We start from the raw sequence: 13,551 nt of genomic DNA, 5'->3' as shown, positions 1-13,551 counted from the left end.
GGAGGCGGCGCTACGGCTTCGCGTAGGCCACCCGCCGCAGCACCGTCGGGTACGGCAGCGTCTCGGCGAGCTCACGGACCCGGGTCGCGCAGCCGGCGGCCTCCTCGGTGCGGCCCAGGAGCGCGAGCGCCGCGGCCTGGGCGGTACGGGCCTCGCACTCGGTGACCGCCTCGCCCGCACCGGCGGCCCGTGCGGCCTCCGCCGCCGCGACCTGGGCGGCGCGCGCCGGTTCGCCGGCCGTGAGGTGGGCCCAGGCGGCGAGCACGGGGACGCCGGTGCCGGACACCTCGGACAGCAGGGTGAGAGCGCGGTCGGGGCGTACGTCGCGCAGGGCCAACTCGGCCTGGGCGGTGCGGACCTCGTACTCGGCCTGGCGGTCGGGGCGGCGGGTCAGACAGTGCGCGGCGCGGGTCAGCAGCTCTCTGGTGCCGGGCAGACCCGGGCGGCGGGGGCCGCCGCGCAGCTGGACGCGGGCGAGGGCGGTCAGCGCGTACGGCAGACACCAGCCGGCGTGCGCCTGGGCCTCGTCGACCGCCTCCGTGGCCAGGGCGGCGGCCTCGGTGAACTCGCCGAGCAGGAGGTGGACTTCGGCGAGGTTGGCCCGTTCGAAGGCGGCGGCCTCGGGGTCGCCGCAGCGGTCGGCGAGGTCCAGGGCGCGGCGGCCGGTCGCCACGGCCTCGTGCAGACGGCCGGATCGGCGGGCGTGCTCGCGCAGGATGGACAGGACGGCGGCGAGGAGGCGGGGGTCGCCGTGGGCCTCGGCGTGCGGGAGGGCGGCGTCGGCGGCGGCACGGGCCTGGGGGAGGCGGCCGGTGAGGGCGAGGGACGTGGACTGCTGGGCGAGGGCGCGGGCGAGGTGGGCCGACGCCCCGGCTTCGCCGTCGGCGGTCGCGGCCGTCCGCTCCGCCGTCCTCGCCGCTGTCAGGGAACCTTCGTAGTCGCCGGTCACGAAGCACAGGAGGCCGCGGGCCAGGTGGTGGGCCGCGTGGACGCGCGGGGGCGCGTCCTGGGGCGGGCGGTGGGTGTCCAGGAGGCGGAGACCCTCCCGCGGGGCCCCCGTCCTCGCCAGGCACTCCGCCAACTGGGCGGCCGCGGCGGCCTGTTCGGCGGGGGTGCCGTGGCGGCGCAGGTCGGTCAGGGCCTCGCGGAGCACCCGTACGGCGTCCTCGTGGCGGGCCATGCGGCGCAGTACGGCCGCGTGGTCGAGGCGGATACGGGCGGCCTCCACGGCCACCGCGTCGAGACGGGCGGTCAGTTCGCCGTAGTAGTGGTCGGCGCTGTCGTCGGCGCCGACCGCCGCGGCCCGGCGTGCCGCCCGGTGCAGATGGTCGGCGGCCCGCGGATCGTCGGCGCCCGCGAGATGCGCGGCCACCGCGTCCACGGCACCGGGCCGCCGACGCAGCAGCGACTCGGCGTACGCGGCGTGCAGTTGACGCCGTCGCGCCTGCGAGAGCCCCTCCCGGCACACCAGCCGTATCAGCGGATGCCGGAACCCCAGGCCGGGGACGGCGACCCCGTCGGCGGGCACACTCCGCTCCTCCAGCACGGCAGCGGCGAGAGCGGCCTCGATACCGTCGACGACGCCGGTGGAGGGCGTCACGGTCGCGGATCCCGGTGCTCCCGCCTCCGCCAGTTCCTCCACCTCCGCGAGTGTCGCCACGCCGCCCGAGGCCACCGCCACCACCTCGATCACCCGTCGAGCCGCGGGGCTCAACCGGGACAGCCGGGCGTCGACCAGGAGCCGGATGCCCTCCGGCGCGGTGAGGTCCTCGGGCCCGGCCGGCGACTGCGCGGGGGCTTTGGCCAGCTCCAGGGCGAACAGGGGGTGGCCCAGCGACAGCTCCCACACCCGGTGCAGAGCCGCCTGGGTGTCCGGCGCCGCCGGCATCGCCCCCGCCGCGAGCGCCAGACACTCCCCGCGGCCGAGCCGCCGCAGCCGTAGCCGGTGGGCCGTGCCCTGCCGGACCAGGGTGTCGAGCAGAGCGCGACGCGGGTCGGTCTCCGGCAGGTCCTCGGGCCGGTACGTCGCCAGGAACCGCAGCCGGGGCGCCGAGGGGGAGGGCGTACGACGGGCCAGGCGGGCCAGCAGCCGCAGGGAGGCCAGGTCCGCCGCGTGGACGTCGTCGAGGACGACCAGGGCACCGGCACCGCCCGCGGTCCCCGGGGCCGCCGCGATCGTCAGGAGCCCCGAGACCGCCGAGAAGATACGTTCCCGCTCGTACTCCGGGCCACCGGCCCGCCCCGGTCCGGGACCGACCTGCCCCAGCGCCGGCAGCAGCGCCGCCAGCTCGGGATACTCCGCGCCGATCCTGGCCCGGTCCGTCGTGGAGCGCCCCGCGAGCCAGCCTTCCAGGGCTTCCACGAACAGCCCGTACGGCGCCTGCGGCCCCTCGTCGTGGCCCGCGCCCCACAGCACGGCCGCGCCGTTCGCCGCCGCCCGTCGTGCCGCCTCCGCGGCCAGCCGGGTCTTGCCGATGCCGGCCTCGCCCCCGACCACCGACAGGGCGGGCCGGGCGGGGTTGAGGAGCCGTTCCAGCTCCGCCCGGCGGCCCACGAACGGCGCCTCCGAGAGGGAGCGCAGGACCGCGGGCGGGGGCGTGGGCCGCACGGGGGCCGGGTGGTGTCGCACCGAGGGCGTGTCCGTGCCGAGGGCCGCGCGGTGCAGGGCCTCCGTCTCGGGGCCCGGCAGCACGCCCCACTCGGCGTCCAGGGCGCGCCGGCACTGGTGGTACTGGGCGAGGGCACGGCGGCGCATGCCCTGGCGGAGCGAGGCGCCGATGAGCACCCGGTGGGCGCGCTCCTCGGCCGCGCTGTCGGCCAGCACGGCCCGCGCGACGGCCGCGGCCCGCTCGGTCTCACCGTCGGCCAGCCAGGCCTCGGCGAGCGCGAGCCGCACGGAGTCCCGCAACGCGTCCAGCCGCTCACGACGGGCCTGCACCCAGGGGGTGTACCGGTGCTCGGGCAACAACTCACCCCTGAACGCCTCCAGCGCCCGCGCCAACTCGACGGTGCTCCCGGCCCACGGCGTCCGCTCGGCGCCGGTGCCGGCGTAGAACGTCCGCTCGGCGACGCTTCCGGCAGGCTGTGCCTGCTCGGCGGGGGGTCTGGCAGGGGGCGCCTGCTTGGGGGTGTTTCCGGCGTGTGGCGCGGGTTCGGTGGGGTGTCCGGTGTGGGGTGTTCGGTCGGCGGGGTTTCCGGTGTGGGGTGCTTGGTCGGCGGAGGGGGCGGCAGGGGATGGCTGGTCGGTGGTCCCGCTGTGTGGTGGCCGTGCGGTGGTGCGCCGGCCGTGCGGTCCCGGTTCGGTGCGGCCCCTGGAGTGCGGTGTGCGTGCGGCGAGGCTCTCTGCCCGCGGAGTGTGTGCGGTGCGGGGTGTCGGCCTGGCCGGGGTTTCGGTGTGCGGCGGGCGGTCGGTGGGGGTGCTGGGTGGTGGATGGTGGTCGGTGGTGTGGAGGGCCTGTTCGGCGAGGGTTTCGGCGTGGTCGGCGTCGATCCACACCGTCTCCGTCGGCAGTCGCAGCAGCGCGCCCTCGGAGACCAGGTAGGCCGAGGTCGCGCGCGGGGGCAGCTCGGGTTCCAGGGCGCGGCGGGCGGCGTGCAGGGCGACGCGGAGGCTGCCGAGGGCGGCGGGGGTGCCGGCCGTTTCCGGCCAGCACATCTCGATGATCTCCTCCCGGTGCCGGGTACGGCCCGGGGAGACGGCGAGCAGCTCGACGAGTCGGCGGGCGCTGGGGCGGGGCCAGCGGTCGGCGACGGGGGCGCCGCCCTCGCGTTCGGCACGGAAGCCGCCGAGCAGGTGCAGCCGCAGCCCGGGCGGCGTCGTACGCCGGCCCGTGCCGTCCGCTGTTCCCGTATTTCCGCTGCTCATGAGGGCGGCACTCTAGCCCGGCTTCCTGTTCCGGCGAGATCGCGGCCGGATTCGTGGTCGGGAGTGAGGTGTGGGGGTCCCGCATTACTTGCTCGAAGAGCAACCTCATCGGCGCACGGGACCCCCGGGTGTATCCCTACCCCCCACAGGAGGGATACGGCGGCTCCCGTCCCGAGGGGCATGACCCTGCCCTGCTGCTGGCCAATGTTCGGAACAGGGCCGAGGAAACGACCTTAGGCAGCGGGCGTTACTGGCGCATTACTGAGTCTTTGGCTCCGGAATACGGACAATCCGGTGTTTGATCTCCCGTATTCCGTACACCGGTTGACCGTCGGTTGACCAGTTCGCGGCAGACTCCGGACCGATTCGCGGGCGAGTCGATAACCGGCCCGGCCCTACATTCGGCGCATGCCCCCACAGCCCTCCCGGACCTTGCCCGTTCTCCCGTACCGCAAGCCCACCAAGGGCCGCGACTACTGGGTCCTGGACGACGTCCTGCCCGACGCGCACGCCGTACGGGAGCGGTGCCTCGCCAAGGACGACTGGGTCGAGGGCTACCCGCACCGGCCGGAGAGCTGGCCGGGGCTGCGGGCCATGCCCGGCCTGGAGCCGGGCGAGCTGGCCCGGGTCGAGCGGCTGGTGCGGCAGGCCACCGGCGCCAAGGAGCTGTGGGTGCAGTCGGCGCCCGGCGGCGGCACCCTCAACCACAACTGCGTCCAGGTCGTCGGCGAGGGCGAGAGCACGCCCCGCCCGCACACCGACTCGCGCGCCCTGTGCCGGTACGCGGCGGTGCTCTACCTCAACCCGAACGTCCCCAAGGACTGCGGGACCAGCTTCTACCGCCAGTCCCTGCCCGGCGGCCGGCTCGGCGGCAATGTCGTGCAGGCCCCGCACAACAACCTCGTCGAGGCGCTCGGCACCCGGTTCGTGGCGGCGGACGCCTTCGAGGAGGACGTACGCGTCCCGCATCGCTTCAACCGGCTGCTGCTCTACAACGCCAACCTCGTGCACAGTGCGACCGGTTACTGCGGTACGGCGCTGGAGGAGAAGCGGATGACGGCGGTCTTCTTCTGGATGGCCTGAGCCGTTCCCGAGGGCGTGCTCAGTAGCGGACGGCCCGCGCGACCTCGGCCTTCACCTCGCCGGACAGGTCGCGGTTGCCGCGGGCGGTGGCCTTCTTCGAGCCGCCCGCCGGTACGTCGCTCACGGTGACCGCGACGGCGTCGGCCAGGTCGCCGTCGCCGTTCTTGAGGTTCACCTGCACCAGGAAGGACTTCCGCGAGTCGGCGGTGTTCTCGACGGTGACCTCGACCGTGGCGCGGCCGTCGGAGCCGGTCGCGGGGGTGCCCAGGGTCACGTCGTCCTTGACGTCGACGCCGTTCTTGACGTCGTCGAACTTCTGCCCCGCCTCCGCCGTGGCCGACGCGAACACCTCCGTGGCCTGGGAGGCGATGGACGCCGCCTTGCTCGCCACGGAGGAGGGCGTGTCGTCGTCGGAGCAGCCCGTCAGGGCGGTCAGGGCCGTCAGCGCGGTGAGCAGCGCGACGGTCGTGAGGGGGGCGCGGTGGGTCCGGTGACCGGTCATGTCCTCCAGTGAAGGTCCTCGCGCCCGCCGTCGCATGCGGGCCGTCACCCGAACGGCTCAGCCCCCGTGGGCGCCGCCCCCTTCTCGCGCGGATGGTCGAAGCATCACCGACACCGATGCGCGGACCCGCGCGAGAGACGGGGTACGGACATGACCCAGCAGCCGCACAGGACACCGCCCAGCACGCCCACCACGCCGCCCGTGTGGGACCAGGGCCACCAGCAGACCGAACCCGCGCCGCCGCCTGGCCGCCCCGGCGGGGAGTGGGCCACCGGCGGGCTCGTCTTCGCCGGTGTGCTGATGCTGGTCAACGGGGTGCTGGCGATCCTCCAGGGCATCTCGGCGCTGGCCGCGGACGACGTCTACGACCGGATCGGCGACTACGTCTACAAGATCAGCCTGACCGGCTGGGGCTGGATCATGCTGGTCCTGGGCGCGGTCCTGGTGGGCGTCGGCTACGGCGTCCTCAAGGGCGCCTGGTGGGCCCGGATGACCGGCATCTTCCTGGCGTCGGCGGCGATGGTGCTGCACTTCCTGTTCCTGCCGTACCAGCCCGTGTGGTCCGGGATCATGATCGCCGTCGACTTCTTCGTGATCTGGGCCCTGGCGACGGCGCCCGGCACTCCCCCGCGCCGTACCGCCTGAGACAACACCGCCGGCCTCCCCGCGTCACACGGCGTGACGCGGGGAGGCCTGTGTGCGATGCCAGGTGTCAGACGTGTCCGATGCCGCCGCTGCCGAAGCCCCCACTGGACCCCGGAAGCCAGCGTTTGCGGTTCTGGTCCTTTCCGCGTCTCGTACCCGAGTGATGGAGCTGGTACGGCATGAGCCGTTCCTGCTCAGCGAGCGGGAGCTCGTCCGGTTCCCGCATCTCTCTGATCTCGTGGATCGCGCCGGTGCTGGGAAGACTGGGCTGTTCCTCGGGGCGCGGCCGGGGGAGTTCCCGGTCCCGGACCCGCATGCCGAACTGTACGGCCCAGATCAGTGCCCCGGCGATGACCGCGCCACCGACGAATGCGGCGATCGCGTTGAGCACATCGCTCCCCGCGGCCGCTTCTACGAACGCTGCCGTACTCATATCGCAATTATCACCGAAACGGCAGAAATAGGGAGTGCTCCCGAGGGGTTCCGACGTCAGCCGTGACGTTCTGTGGCGCGTCGGACGCAGAACGTGCACAGCCCGGATGTGAACGATGTGAACGCCAGGACGGCAACCCGTTCCGGACCGGCGCCGACTGAGAGGTGAAATCCCGACCCCACGAAGGGAGTTCACTTCCATGCGCATCCGCGTCGCACGACTGATCGCCATCCTCACCGCCGTGCTCGCGGCGGCCTTCACGACGGCCGCCCCCGCACAGTCGGCGGACAACTGGAACCCGCCCTCGAACCTGGTCCAGCCCCTCAACGAGGTCTGGAACCACGTCTCGTCGACCTACCCCGACCTCTACGGCTTCAAGAACTACGGCTGGGACCAGGTCATGGCCAACAAGGGCAGCATCAACTACTGCGTCCGCTGGGAGTCGGACGCCCCCGTCAGCACCGCGCTGCGCGACCAGATCCACGCCGCCCTGAAGAAGCAGTGGGGCAAGTGGATGGCGGCCATGCTCGACAACGGCACCGGCACCAACGCCTGGCCGTACGCGAGCGTTCCGGTCAACATCGTCGGCTGGGCGGTGAAGAACCGCTCCACGCTCCAGTGGACGGACAACTCCGTCGACATCTACGCCGGCAACCTCGACAGCGCAGGCGCCCCGCAGTGCGCCCCCGACTGCGGACGCTTCTTCCACCAGGACGGCAACTACTCCAGGTGTCCCGGCGGAGTCACCCGCCACTACGACCAGTCCCTGTGGCTGACCAAGGGATTCCAGGGCGGCGCCGGCGGTGACTGGGGACAGCGCGTCGGACAGGAGTACTTCACCGGCGCCCTGGCCCAGGAGAACATCCACATCTATCTCCACGAGGTCGGCCATACCTTCGGTCTGGACGACTTCTACGACTGGACGCCGACCGGCCAGTGCTGTTTCCTCATGAACGCCGGATCGGCCACGCAGATCACGGACTTCGACAAGTGGATGCTGCGTGACTTCTGGCGCCATCTGAAGAGCCGTTACGGACTCTGACCGGCACGAGGAGCGCGGGTGGGCGAGGTGGACAGACCGGCGGCGCCGGTCCTGGTGACCGGCGGCAGCGGCTTCGTCGGCAGTCATCTGGTGAAGCGGCTCCTGGAGCGCGGCTACCAGGTCCGCACCACGGTCCGCGCCACCGCCCCCTCACCGAAGACCAGGCCCCTGTTCGCCCTGCGGGACCGATTCCCGGGCAGGCTCGACCTGTTCGCGGCGGACCTGCTCGTCGAGGGTTCCTTCGACGAGGCGGCGCGGGACTGCGCGACCGTCTTCCACGTCGCCTCCCCGTTCCTCATGCCGGAGAAGATCAAGGACGGCCGGCGGGACGTCGTCGAGCCCGCGCTGCTCGGCACCCGCAATGTCGTCGGGTCGATCGAACGTTCCCCGACCGTCCGCCGCCTGGTGTTCACGTCCACCGTCGGCGCGATCTTCGGCGACTACATCGACGTACTGGAGACGATGAGGGACCAGGTCCTCACGGAGGAGTACGTCAACACCACCAGCACGGTGGAGAACAACCCGTACCACTACGCCAAGACGGTCGCCGAACAGGCGGCCTGGGCGGCGGCGGAGGCGCAGGACCGCTGGCGGATGGTGGCGCTCAACCCCGGGCTGATCCTCGGCCCGTCCCTCACCCCCGCCTCCGAGTCCGGCAGTCTCTTCCTCCTGGAGGAGTTGTTCAAGGGCTACTTCTTCTACGGGGCCCCGGACTTCAGCTTCACCACGGTCGACGTGCGGGACGTCGCCGACGCGCACATCGCGGCGGCGGAGCACGAGGACGCGCACGGCCGGTACATCCTCGCGGCGGAGACCATGAGTTCCTTCTACGACATGGCCCGCGTCCTGCGCGCCCACCGCCCCCGCGACCTCCGGCTGCCCCGAACCCGTCTGCCGCACTGGCCGGTGCGCATCCTGGGCCCCGCCTTCGGGCTGTCCCAGGACTACATCCGCAAGCACCTCGGCATCCGCTTCCGCGTCGACAACCACCGCAGCCGCGACGAACTCGGCGTCACCTACCGCCCGTTCGAGGAGACGATCCTCGATCACCACCGGGCCTGGCGGACGCCGACGGGATGACCGTCACCCGGTGGAAGTTGCACACGTCCGCCGTGTCGGCCTGCGGCGCCTGATGGGCCTTGAGAGCCATGCTGACCAGGCTCATCAGCAGATCGACGTCCGTGTCGCAGTCGAGGTGGACGGTGACCCAGCGGGAACCCGGGACCAGCCGGATGGCCGTCGACTCCGAGAGGTCGGCGGCGAAGCGGTCGAGTGCCCGGTCGGTGAGATGCAGATCCACGTCGTGGGCGGAGTGGAAGTGCACGATCTCGCTGCGGCCGGCGCGCAGGGCGCTTCCGGTACCGCAACTGGCCTGCCCCGTACGGAGGTCGGGCCAGACTCGCAGGCGCTCCAGGGCGCGCTCGGCCAGCGTCATGCACCCATCGTCGCCCGCTCACCGCGTCGCAACCAGGGGTTGAGCGAAACGTAACCGGGGCGTGAGGTCCCTCCTTCGGAGGAAAAGTGACGTCCCTTTCGGTTCAACAGGCAACCTCGACACACCATTTACCAGTCTCACAGGTTGCTCACAGAACCGGTCCAGGCGCGTTGGGGTGCGCCCGTAGCAGTGGCCGGCCGGTGGGCTGTCCAGTCCGATGCCACTGACCATGGCACTCGCAGACGAGGAACCGATGACCAGTCAGTACCAACGCAGCCGCGCCCGACGCGTGGCGCTCGCGGCCTCGGCCGCGCTCACCGTCGTCGTCACCGGCGCCGGGGCCGCTCCCGGCGCCGGCGCGGCGCAGGCGGCCACACCCGGCAAGCCGAAGCTGAAGCTGATCGCCGCGTCGAACGCCGTGACGCTCGACCGGTGGGAGGGGGAACCCGGGGTCTACCTCGACCTCGGGACGTACGTCACCGTCGACAACGCGCCGCTGGAGTTCCAGGTGAAGCGCAAGTCGTACAAGGACCCGGTGGTCGCGCAGCAGATCCTGCGCGACGCGAAGGGCAGGAAGATCGGGAGCAAGGCCCTGCCCGCGGGGCTGGTGAAGGACTTCTCCGGGCTGCCCGGCTTCCTGGAGGTGTCCATCAAGAACGCGCAGGGCCAGGAGGTGTCGAAGTCCAAGGGCACGTTCTGCCCGAACAACGCCTCGGGCCGGCTCCGTCCGGACGCCCCGGCGACCTCGCACTACCCGGAGAGCTGCCCCACCAACCCGTTCACCCTGGGCTCGGTGTGGGGTGTCGAGAAGGGCTGGGCGGCCAACTCCTCCACCGTCGACTACGACAAGCCGGTCGACCTGCCGGCCGGTGAGTACACGGCCAAGGTGTCCGTCGCCAAGAAGTACCGGGACGCCTTCGGCATCCCGAACGACCAGCGGACCATCAAGGTGACCGTCCGCCAGATCAGCGACGGCGGCGGAGGCGGGGGTGCGGGCCGCGGCATGAGTGCCCTGCACGGCGGCCACGACATGGCCGGCATGTCCGGCACGGCGGACCACTCCATGGCCCACCACTACGGCCCGCGCGGCGCCGACGAGCCCACCCCGGGCGCCCTGTCGCACGCCCTGGAGGACCGGGGCCTGGCCCACCACCTGGGCGACGGCGCCGGGCACACCGACGGCTCCCGGATCGCGCCCGCGCTCAAGCCCAACGGCAAGCGGCCCACCGGCCGGGCGGGCGTGGCGTCGAACGTGCCCAAGCCGGACCTGCGTTCGCTGCCCGCCTGGGACATCGCCATCACCGACGGCGAGGACGGCGACGTGGCGGGCAAGGACTACCTGGCCTTCAGCGCCAACGTCTGGAACGCGGGACCCGCGCCGCTCGTCGTCGACGGCTTCCGCAAGCCGGGCGCCGACCTGATGGACGCTTACCAGTACTTCTACGACGCCAAGGGCAAGCAGATCGGCTACGCGCCCACCGGCACCATGGAGTGGGACCCGCGCGTCGGCCACGAGCACTGGCACTTCACCGACTTCGCCAGCTACCGGCTGCTGAGCGCGGACAAGCAGGACATCGTCAAGAGCGGCAAGGAGGCGTTCTGCCTCGCCAACACCGACGCGATCGACTACACGGTGAAGAACGCCAACTTCAAGCCGTACAACACCGATCTGTCGACGGCCTGCGGTCAGCAGAACTCCATCTCGGTCCGTGAGGTCCTCGACGTCGGCTCCGGCGACACCTACACCCAGTACCGCCCCGGCCAGTCCTTCGACGTGACGGACCTGCCGAACGGCACGTACTACATCGAGGTCATCGCCAACCCGGAGAAGCGCCTCCAGGAGACGAACCTCAAGAACAACGTCGCCCTGCGCAAGGTGGTTCTCGGCGGTACGCCGGGCCACCGCACGGTCAAGGTCCCGCCGGTCGACCTGATCAACGCGCCCTGACGGTGGCACCGGGCTGAGGGGGTCAGGGCAGTGGGAACGCCGCCCTGATCTCCCAGCCGTGCCCTTCGCGAGGTCCCGCCGTCAGCTCACCGCCCAGCGCCGTGACCCGCTCCTTCAGACCGACGAGCCCGAATCCGCCGCCGTGCGCGGCGTCCGGGAGCTGGGTGCCGCCGCGCCCGTCGTCGGCCACGGACACCACCAGCCGCCCGCCGTCGAGACGGAGCCGTACGTCCACCCGGGTCGCGTCGGCCGCGTGCCGGCGTACGTTCGTCAGCGCCTCCTGCACCACCCGGAAGGCCGCCGCCTGCACCTCGTGCGGCAGGTCGGCCGGGACGTCGGAGCGCAGAGTGACGGTCTGACCGGGCCCCTGGTCGGGGTGCTGGCCGGGGTTCGCGAAACGCGAGGTCAGTTCGGCGATGCCGGCGAGGTCGCCGACGGGCCGGTGGTCCGCCGCCCCGCCCGTGGCGTCCCGCAGCACCCCGACCGTGCGGCGCATGGAGGCGAGCGCCTCGGTCGCGGCGCCCTCGATACCGGCGAGGACCGGGTCCAGGGCCTGCGGCTGGGTGGCGGCCATCATGCGGGCCATCTGGGTCTGCACGAGGATGCCGGTCACATGGTGGGCGACGAAGTCGTGCAGGTCGGCCGCGATGGCGAGGCGTTCCTCGCGACGGGTGTCGGCGACGGCGACGGTCCTGCGGTAGTCCAGGGACCGCAGATAGGCGGCGAGCGAGGCGACGAGGGCGGCGAGCAGCGCGCCGACCAGGAGATAGCCCGGCGCCTCGTTCTCGGTGAGCGAGCCGTAGTACCGGGCGGGTGTGGTGAGCAGCGCCGCCGCGTCCAGCAGTCCGCACACCACGGCCCAGCGGGGCGGACAGTGCCGTACGGCGATGAACAGCAGGCACAGCAGCACGGCGGTCTCGCCCGGACCGAAGACGCCGGTGCGGTGCCCGGCGTACGCCGTCGCCGTGTAGAGGAGCGAGGCGAGCGCGGGCACGGCGGTGCGCAGTGGCGGGGTGAGCCAGGCGGGGCGACGCGCGGACGGCCACAGGACGGCGGCCAGACCGACGGCGAGGACCAGCACCGGGCGCAGGGCGCCGAAGCCCGCGCTGCCCGAGGACAGCACGTCGACGACCGCCAGCACAAGCAGCGCACCGACGCAGGCACCTCGCCCCAGGCCCCGGAGGGAAGGGGACTTCATACGGCTCACGTTAGGCGGCGGCGACGTCCGCGACCTCGGCCGAACGGCCGAGGGACGGGTGGGGCCGGCGGGAGTTGTGAAACAAGGCGTGACGCGTGGGGGAGATTCGGTACCGGACTCCTGTGGGCGGCGCACCTGCGCGAGAGGCTCGGATCCCGCAGGGCTGGTGTTGCCGTGAAGTGAACCGGCCGCCCTGTCGCGCCATCGCTCGGAAGGCCCTTTTGAAGTGAACGCTCCCACCCCCCACAGAACCGCCGCCGCACGTCTCGCGCTGGCCGTCGGTTCCGCCCTTCTGCTCACCTCGTGCGGGGTCGTCGACGCCGCGGACGGCGGCGACAGCACGCAGCGCCCGGAGAAGCGGGAGGACCTCACGGTGGGGCTGCTCCTGCCGGACAAGGAGACCAAGCGGTTCGAGAAGTTCGACTACCCCCTCATCAAGGCCCGCGTCGCCGACCTCACCCACGGCAAGGGCAAGGTCCGCTACGCCAACGCCGAGGCGAGCGCGAAGCGGCAGAGCACGCAGTTCGACCAGATGATCGCCGCGCGCGTCGACGCGATCCTGGTGGACGCGGTCGACGCCAAGGCCATCGCACCGGACGTGCGCAAGGCGAAGGAGGCGGGCATCCATGTCATCGCCTACGACCGTCTCGCCGAGGGCCCGGTCGACGCGTACATATCCCACGACAACGAGCTCGTCGGCGAGGTGCAGGGCCGCGCCATCATGGAGGCGCTCGGTACCGAGGCCGAGACCAGCAAGATCGTCATGCTGAACGGCTCACCCGCCGACCCCAACACGGCCCGCTTCAAACAGGGTGCGCTCGGCGTCCTCCAGAACAAGGTCTCCATCGCCAAGTCGTACGACGTCCAGGAGTGGCTTCCGAAGGTCGCCGAGGCGGACATGGAGAAGGCCATCGCGGCGGTCGGCCTCAACAACATCGCCGCGGTCTACTCGGCGAACGACGGCATGGCGGGCGCGGCGATCGACGCGCTGAAGAAGGCGGGCGCGACCACGCTCCCGGCCGTCACCGGCCAGGACGCCGACCTGCCCGCGGTGCAGCGGATCGTCGCGGGCGAGCAGTACATGACGGTCTACAAGTCCTTCCTGGAGGAGGCCAACAACGCCGCGGAGATCGCCGTCGCCAAGATCCAGGAGCAGGACATCATGTTCGACTCCCTCACCCAGGACACCGTGGACAGCCCCACCCAGGACGACATCCCCTCGATGCTGGTCCCGGTGGTCGCCCTGACCAAGGACAACATCAAGACCACGGTGATCAAGGACGGCGTCTACACGGTCAAGGACATCTGCACACCGGAGTACGCGGCGGACTGCGCGGCGATCGGGCTGGAGTAGGGCGGGGTGGGGCGGTGCCGGCCGCTGGTCTGATCGTCAGCGGCCG

Annotated in this window: 11 protein-coding genes; 6 read left to right on the top strand and 5 right to left on the bottom strand. The window is 72.1% G+C overall.

Going from position 1 to position 13,551, the window contains the following annotated elements:
- Window positions 1–10: 10 nt before the first annotated feature.
- Entirely contained in the window at window positions 11–3,865 is a 3,855-nt protein-coding gene (locus tag ACIHIX_RS10850; RefSeq protein ID WP_399952916.1) for an AAA family ATPase, read from the bottom strand.
- 408 nt (window positions 3,866–4,273) lie between these two features.
- Between ACIHIX_RS10850 and ACIHIX_RS10845 the strand changes: the two genes are divergently transcribed.
- Window positions 4,274–4,948, top strand: coding sequence for a DUF6445 family protein (locus ACIHIX_RS10845; RefSeq protein WP_399952913.1), 675 nt, complete (start codon window positions 4,274–4,276; stop codon window positions 4,946–4,948).
- 19 nt (window positions 4,949–4,967) lie between these two features.
- On the opposite strand, the gene ACIHIX_RS10840 is transcribed toward ACIHIX_RS10845, so the two are convergent.
- The gene (locus ACIHIX_RS10840; RefSeq protein WP_399952910.1) at window positions 4,968–5,450 is read right to left on the bottom strand and encodes a hypothetical protein; all 483 of its coding nucleotides are present in this window, start codon (window positions 5,448–5,450) and stop codon (window positions 4,968–4,970) included.
- Between the two features lie 150 nt (window positions 5,451–5,600).
- On the opposite strand from ACIHIX_RS10840, the gene ACIHIX_RS10835 reads away from it, so the two are divergent.
- A complete protein-coding gene (locus tag ACIHIX_RS10835; protein ID WP_399952907.1) occupies window positions 5,601–6,095 on the top strand; it encodes a hypothetical protein in 495 nt (164 codons plus the stop codon).
- A gap of 67 nt (window positions 6,096–6,162) precedes the next feature.
- On the opposite strand, the gene ACIHIX_RS10830 is transcribed toward ACIHIX_RS10835, so the two are convergent.
- The gene (locus tag ACIHIX_RS10830; RefSeq protein ID WP_399952904.1) at window positions 6,163–6,528 is read right to left on the bottom strand and encodes a DUF6479 family protein; all 366 of its coding nucleotides are present in this window, start codon (window positions 6,526–6,528) and stop codon (window positions 6,163–6,165) included.
- A gap of 199 nt (window positions 6,529–6,727) precedes the next feature.
- Between ACIHIX_RS10830 and ACIHIX_RS10825 the strand changes: the two genes are divergently transcribed.
- Together ACIHIX_RS10825 and ACIHIX_RS10820 are read left to right on the top strand one after the other, a co-directional pair.
- Complete coding sequence (locus ACIHIX_RS10825) at window positions 6,728–7,570, top strand: hypothetical protein (RefSeq protein ID WP_399952902.1); 843 nt, start codon at window positions 6,728–6,730, stop codon at window positions 7,568–7,570.
- Window positions 7,571–7,588: 18 nt separating this feature from the next.
- The gene (locus ACIHIX_RS10820) at window positions 7,589–8,650 is read left to right on the top strand and encodes an NAD-dependent epimerase/dehydratase family protein (protein WP_399952900.1); all 1,062 of its coding nucleotides are present in this window, start codon (window positions 7,589–7,591) and stop codon (window positions 8,648–8,650) included.
- Here the strand turns inward: ACIHIX_RS10820 and ACIHIX_RS10815 are convergent.
- Window positions 8,583–9,005 carry a luciferase family protein gene (locus ACIHIX_RS10815; protein ID WP_399952897.1) on the bottom strand — a complete coding sequence of 141 codons (423 nt, stop codon included), beginning with the start codon at window positions 9,003–9,005 and terminating at the stop codon, window positions 8,583–8,585. The two genes, ACIHIX_RS10820 and ACIHIX_RS10815, sit on opposite strands and share 68 nt — an antisense overlap.
- 229 nt (window positions 9,006–9,234) lie before the next feature.
- Between ACIHIX_RS10815 and ACIHIX_RS10810 the strand changes: the two genes are divergently transcribed.
- Entirely contained in the window at window positions 9,235–10,953 is a 1,719-nt protein-coding gene (locus ACIHIX_RS10810) for a lysyl oxidase family protein (RefSeq protein ID WP_399952894.1), read from the top strand.
- Window positions 10,954–10,975: 22 nt separating this feature from the next.
- Here ACIHIX_RS10810 and ACIHIX_RS10805 read toward each other — a convergent pair whose 3' ends face one another.
- On the bottom strand, window positions 10,976–12,151 hold the full coding sequence (locus ACIHIX_RS10805) for a sensor histidine kinase (protein ID WP_399952891.1): 1,176 nt from the start codon (window positions 12,149–12,151) through the stop codon (window positions 10,976–10,978).
- Between the two features lie 226 nt (window positions 12,152–12,377).
- On the opposite strand from ACIHIX_RS10805, the gene ACIHIX_RS10800 reads away from it, so the two are divergent.
- On the top strand, window positions 12,378–13,505 hold the full coding sequence (locus tag ACIHIX_RS10800; RefSeq protein ID WP_399952888.1) for a sugar ABC transporter substrate-binding protein: 1,128 nt from the start codon (window positions 12,378–12,380) through the stop codon (window positions 13,503–13,505).
- The last annotated feature ends 46 nt before the right edge of the window (window positions 13,506–13,551 follow it).

This window comes from Streptomyces sp. NPDC051913, from assembly GCF_044593635.1.
Taxonomy (GTDB): Bacteria; Actinomycetota; Actinomycetes; order Streptomycetales; family Streptomycetaceae; genus Streptomyces.
The sequence above is the reverse complement of the archived record's forward strand: the minus strand, read 5'-3'. Positions and strand labels throughout refer to the sequence as shown.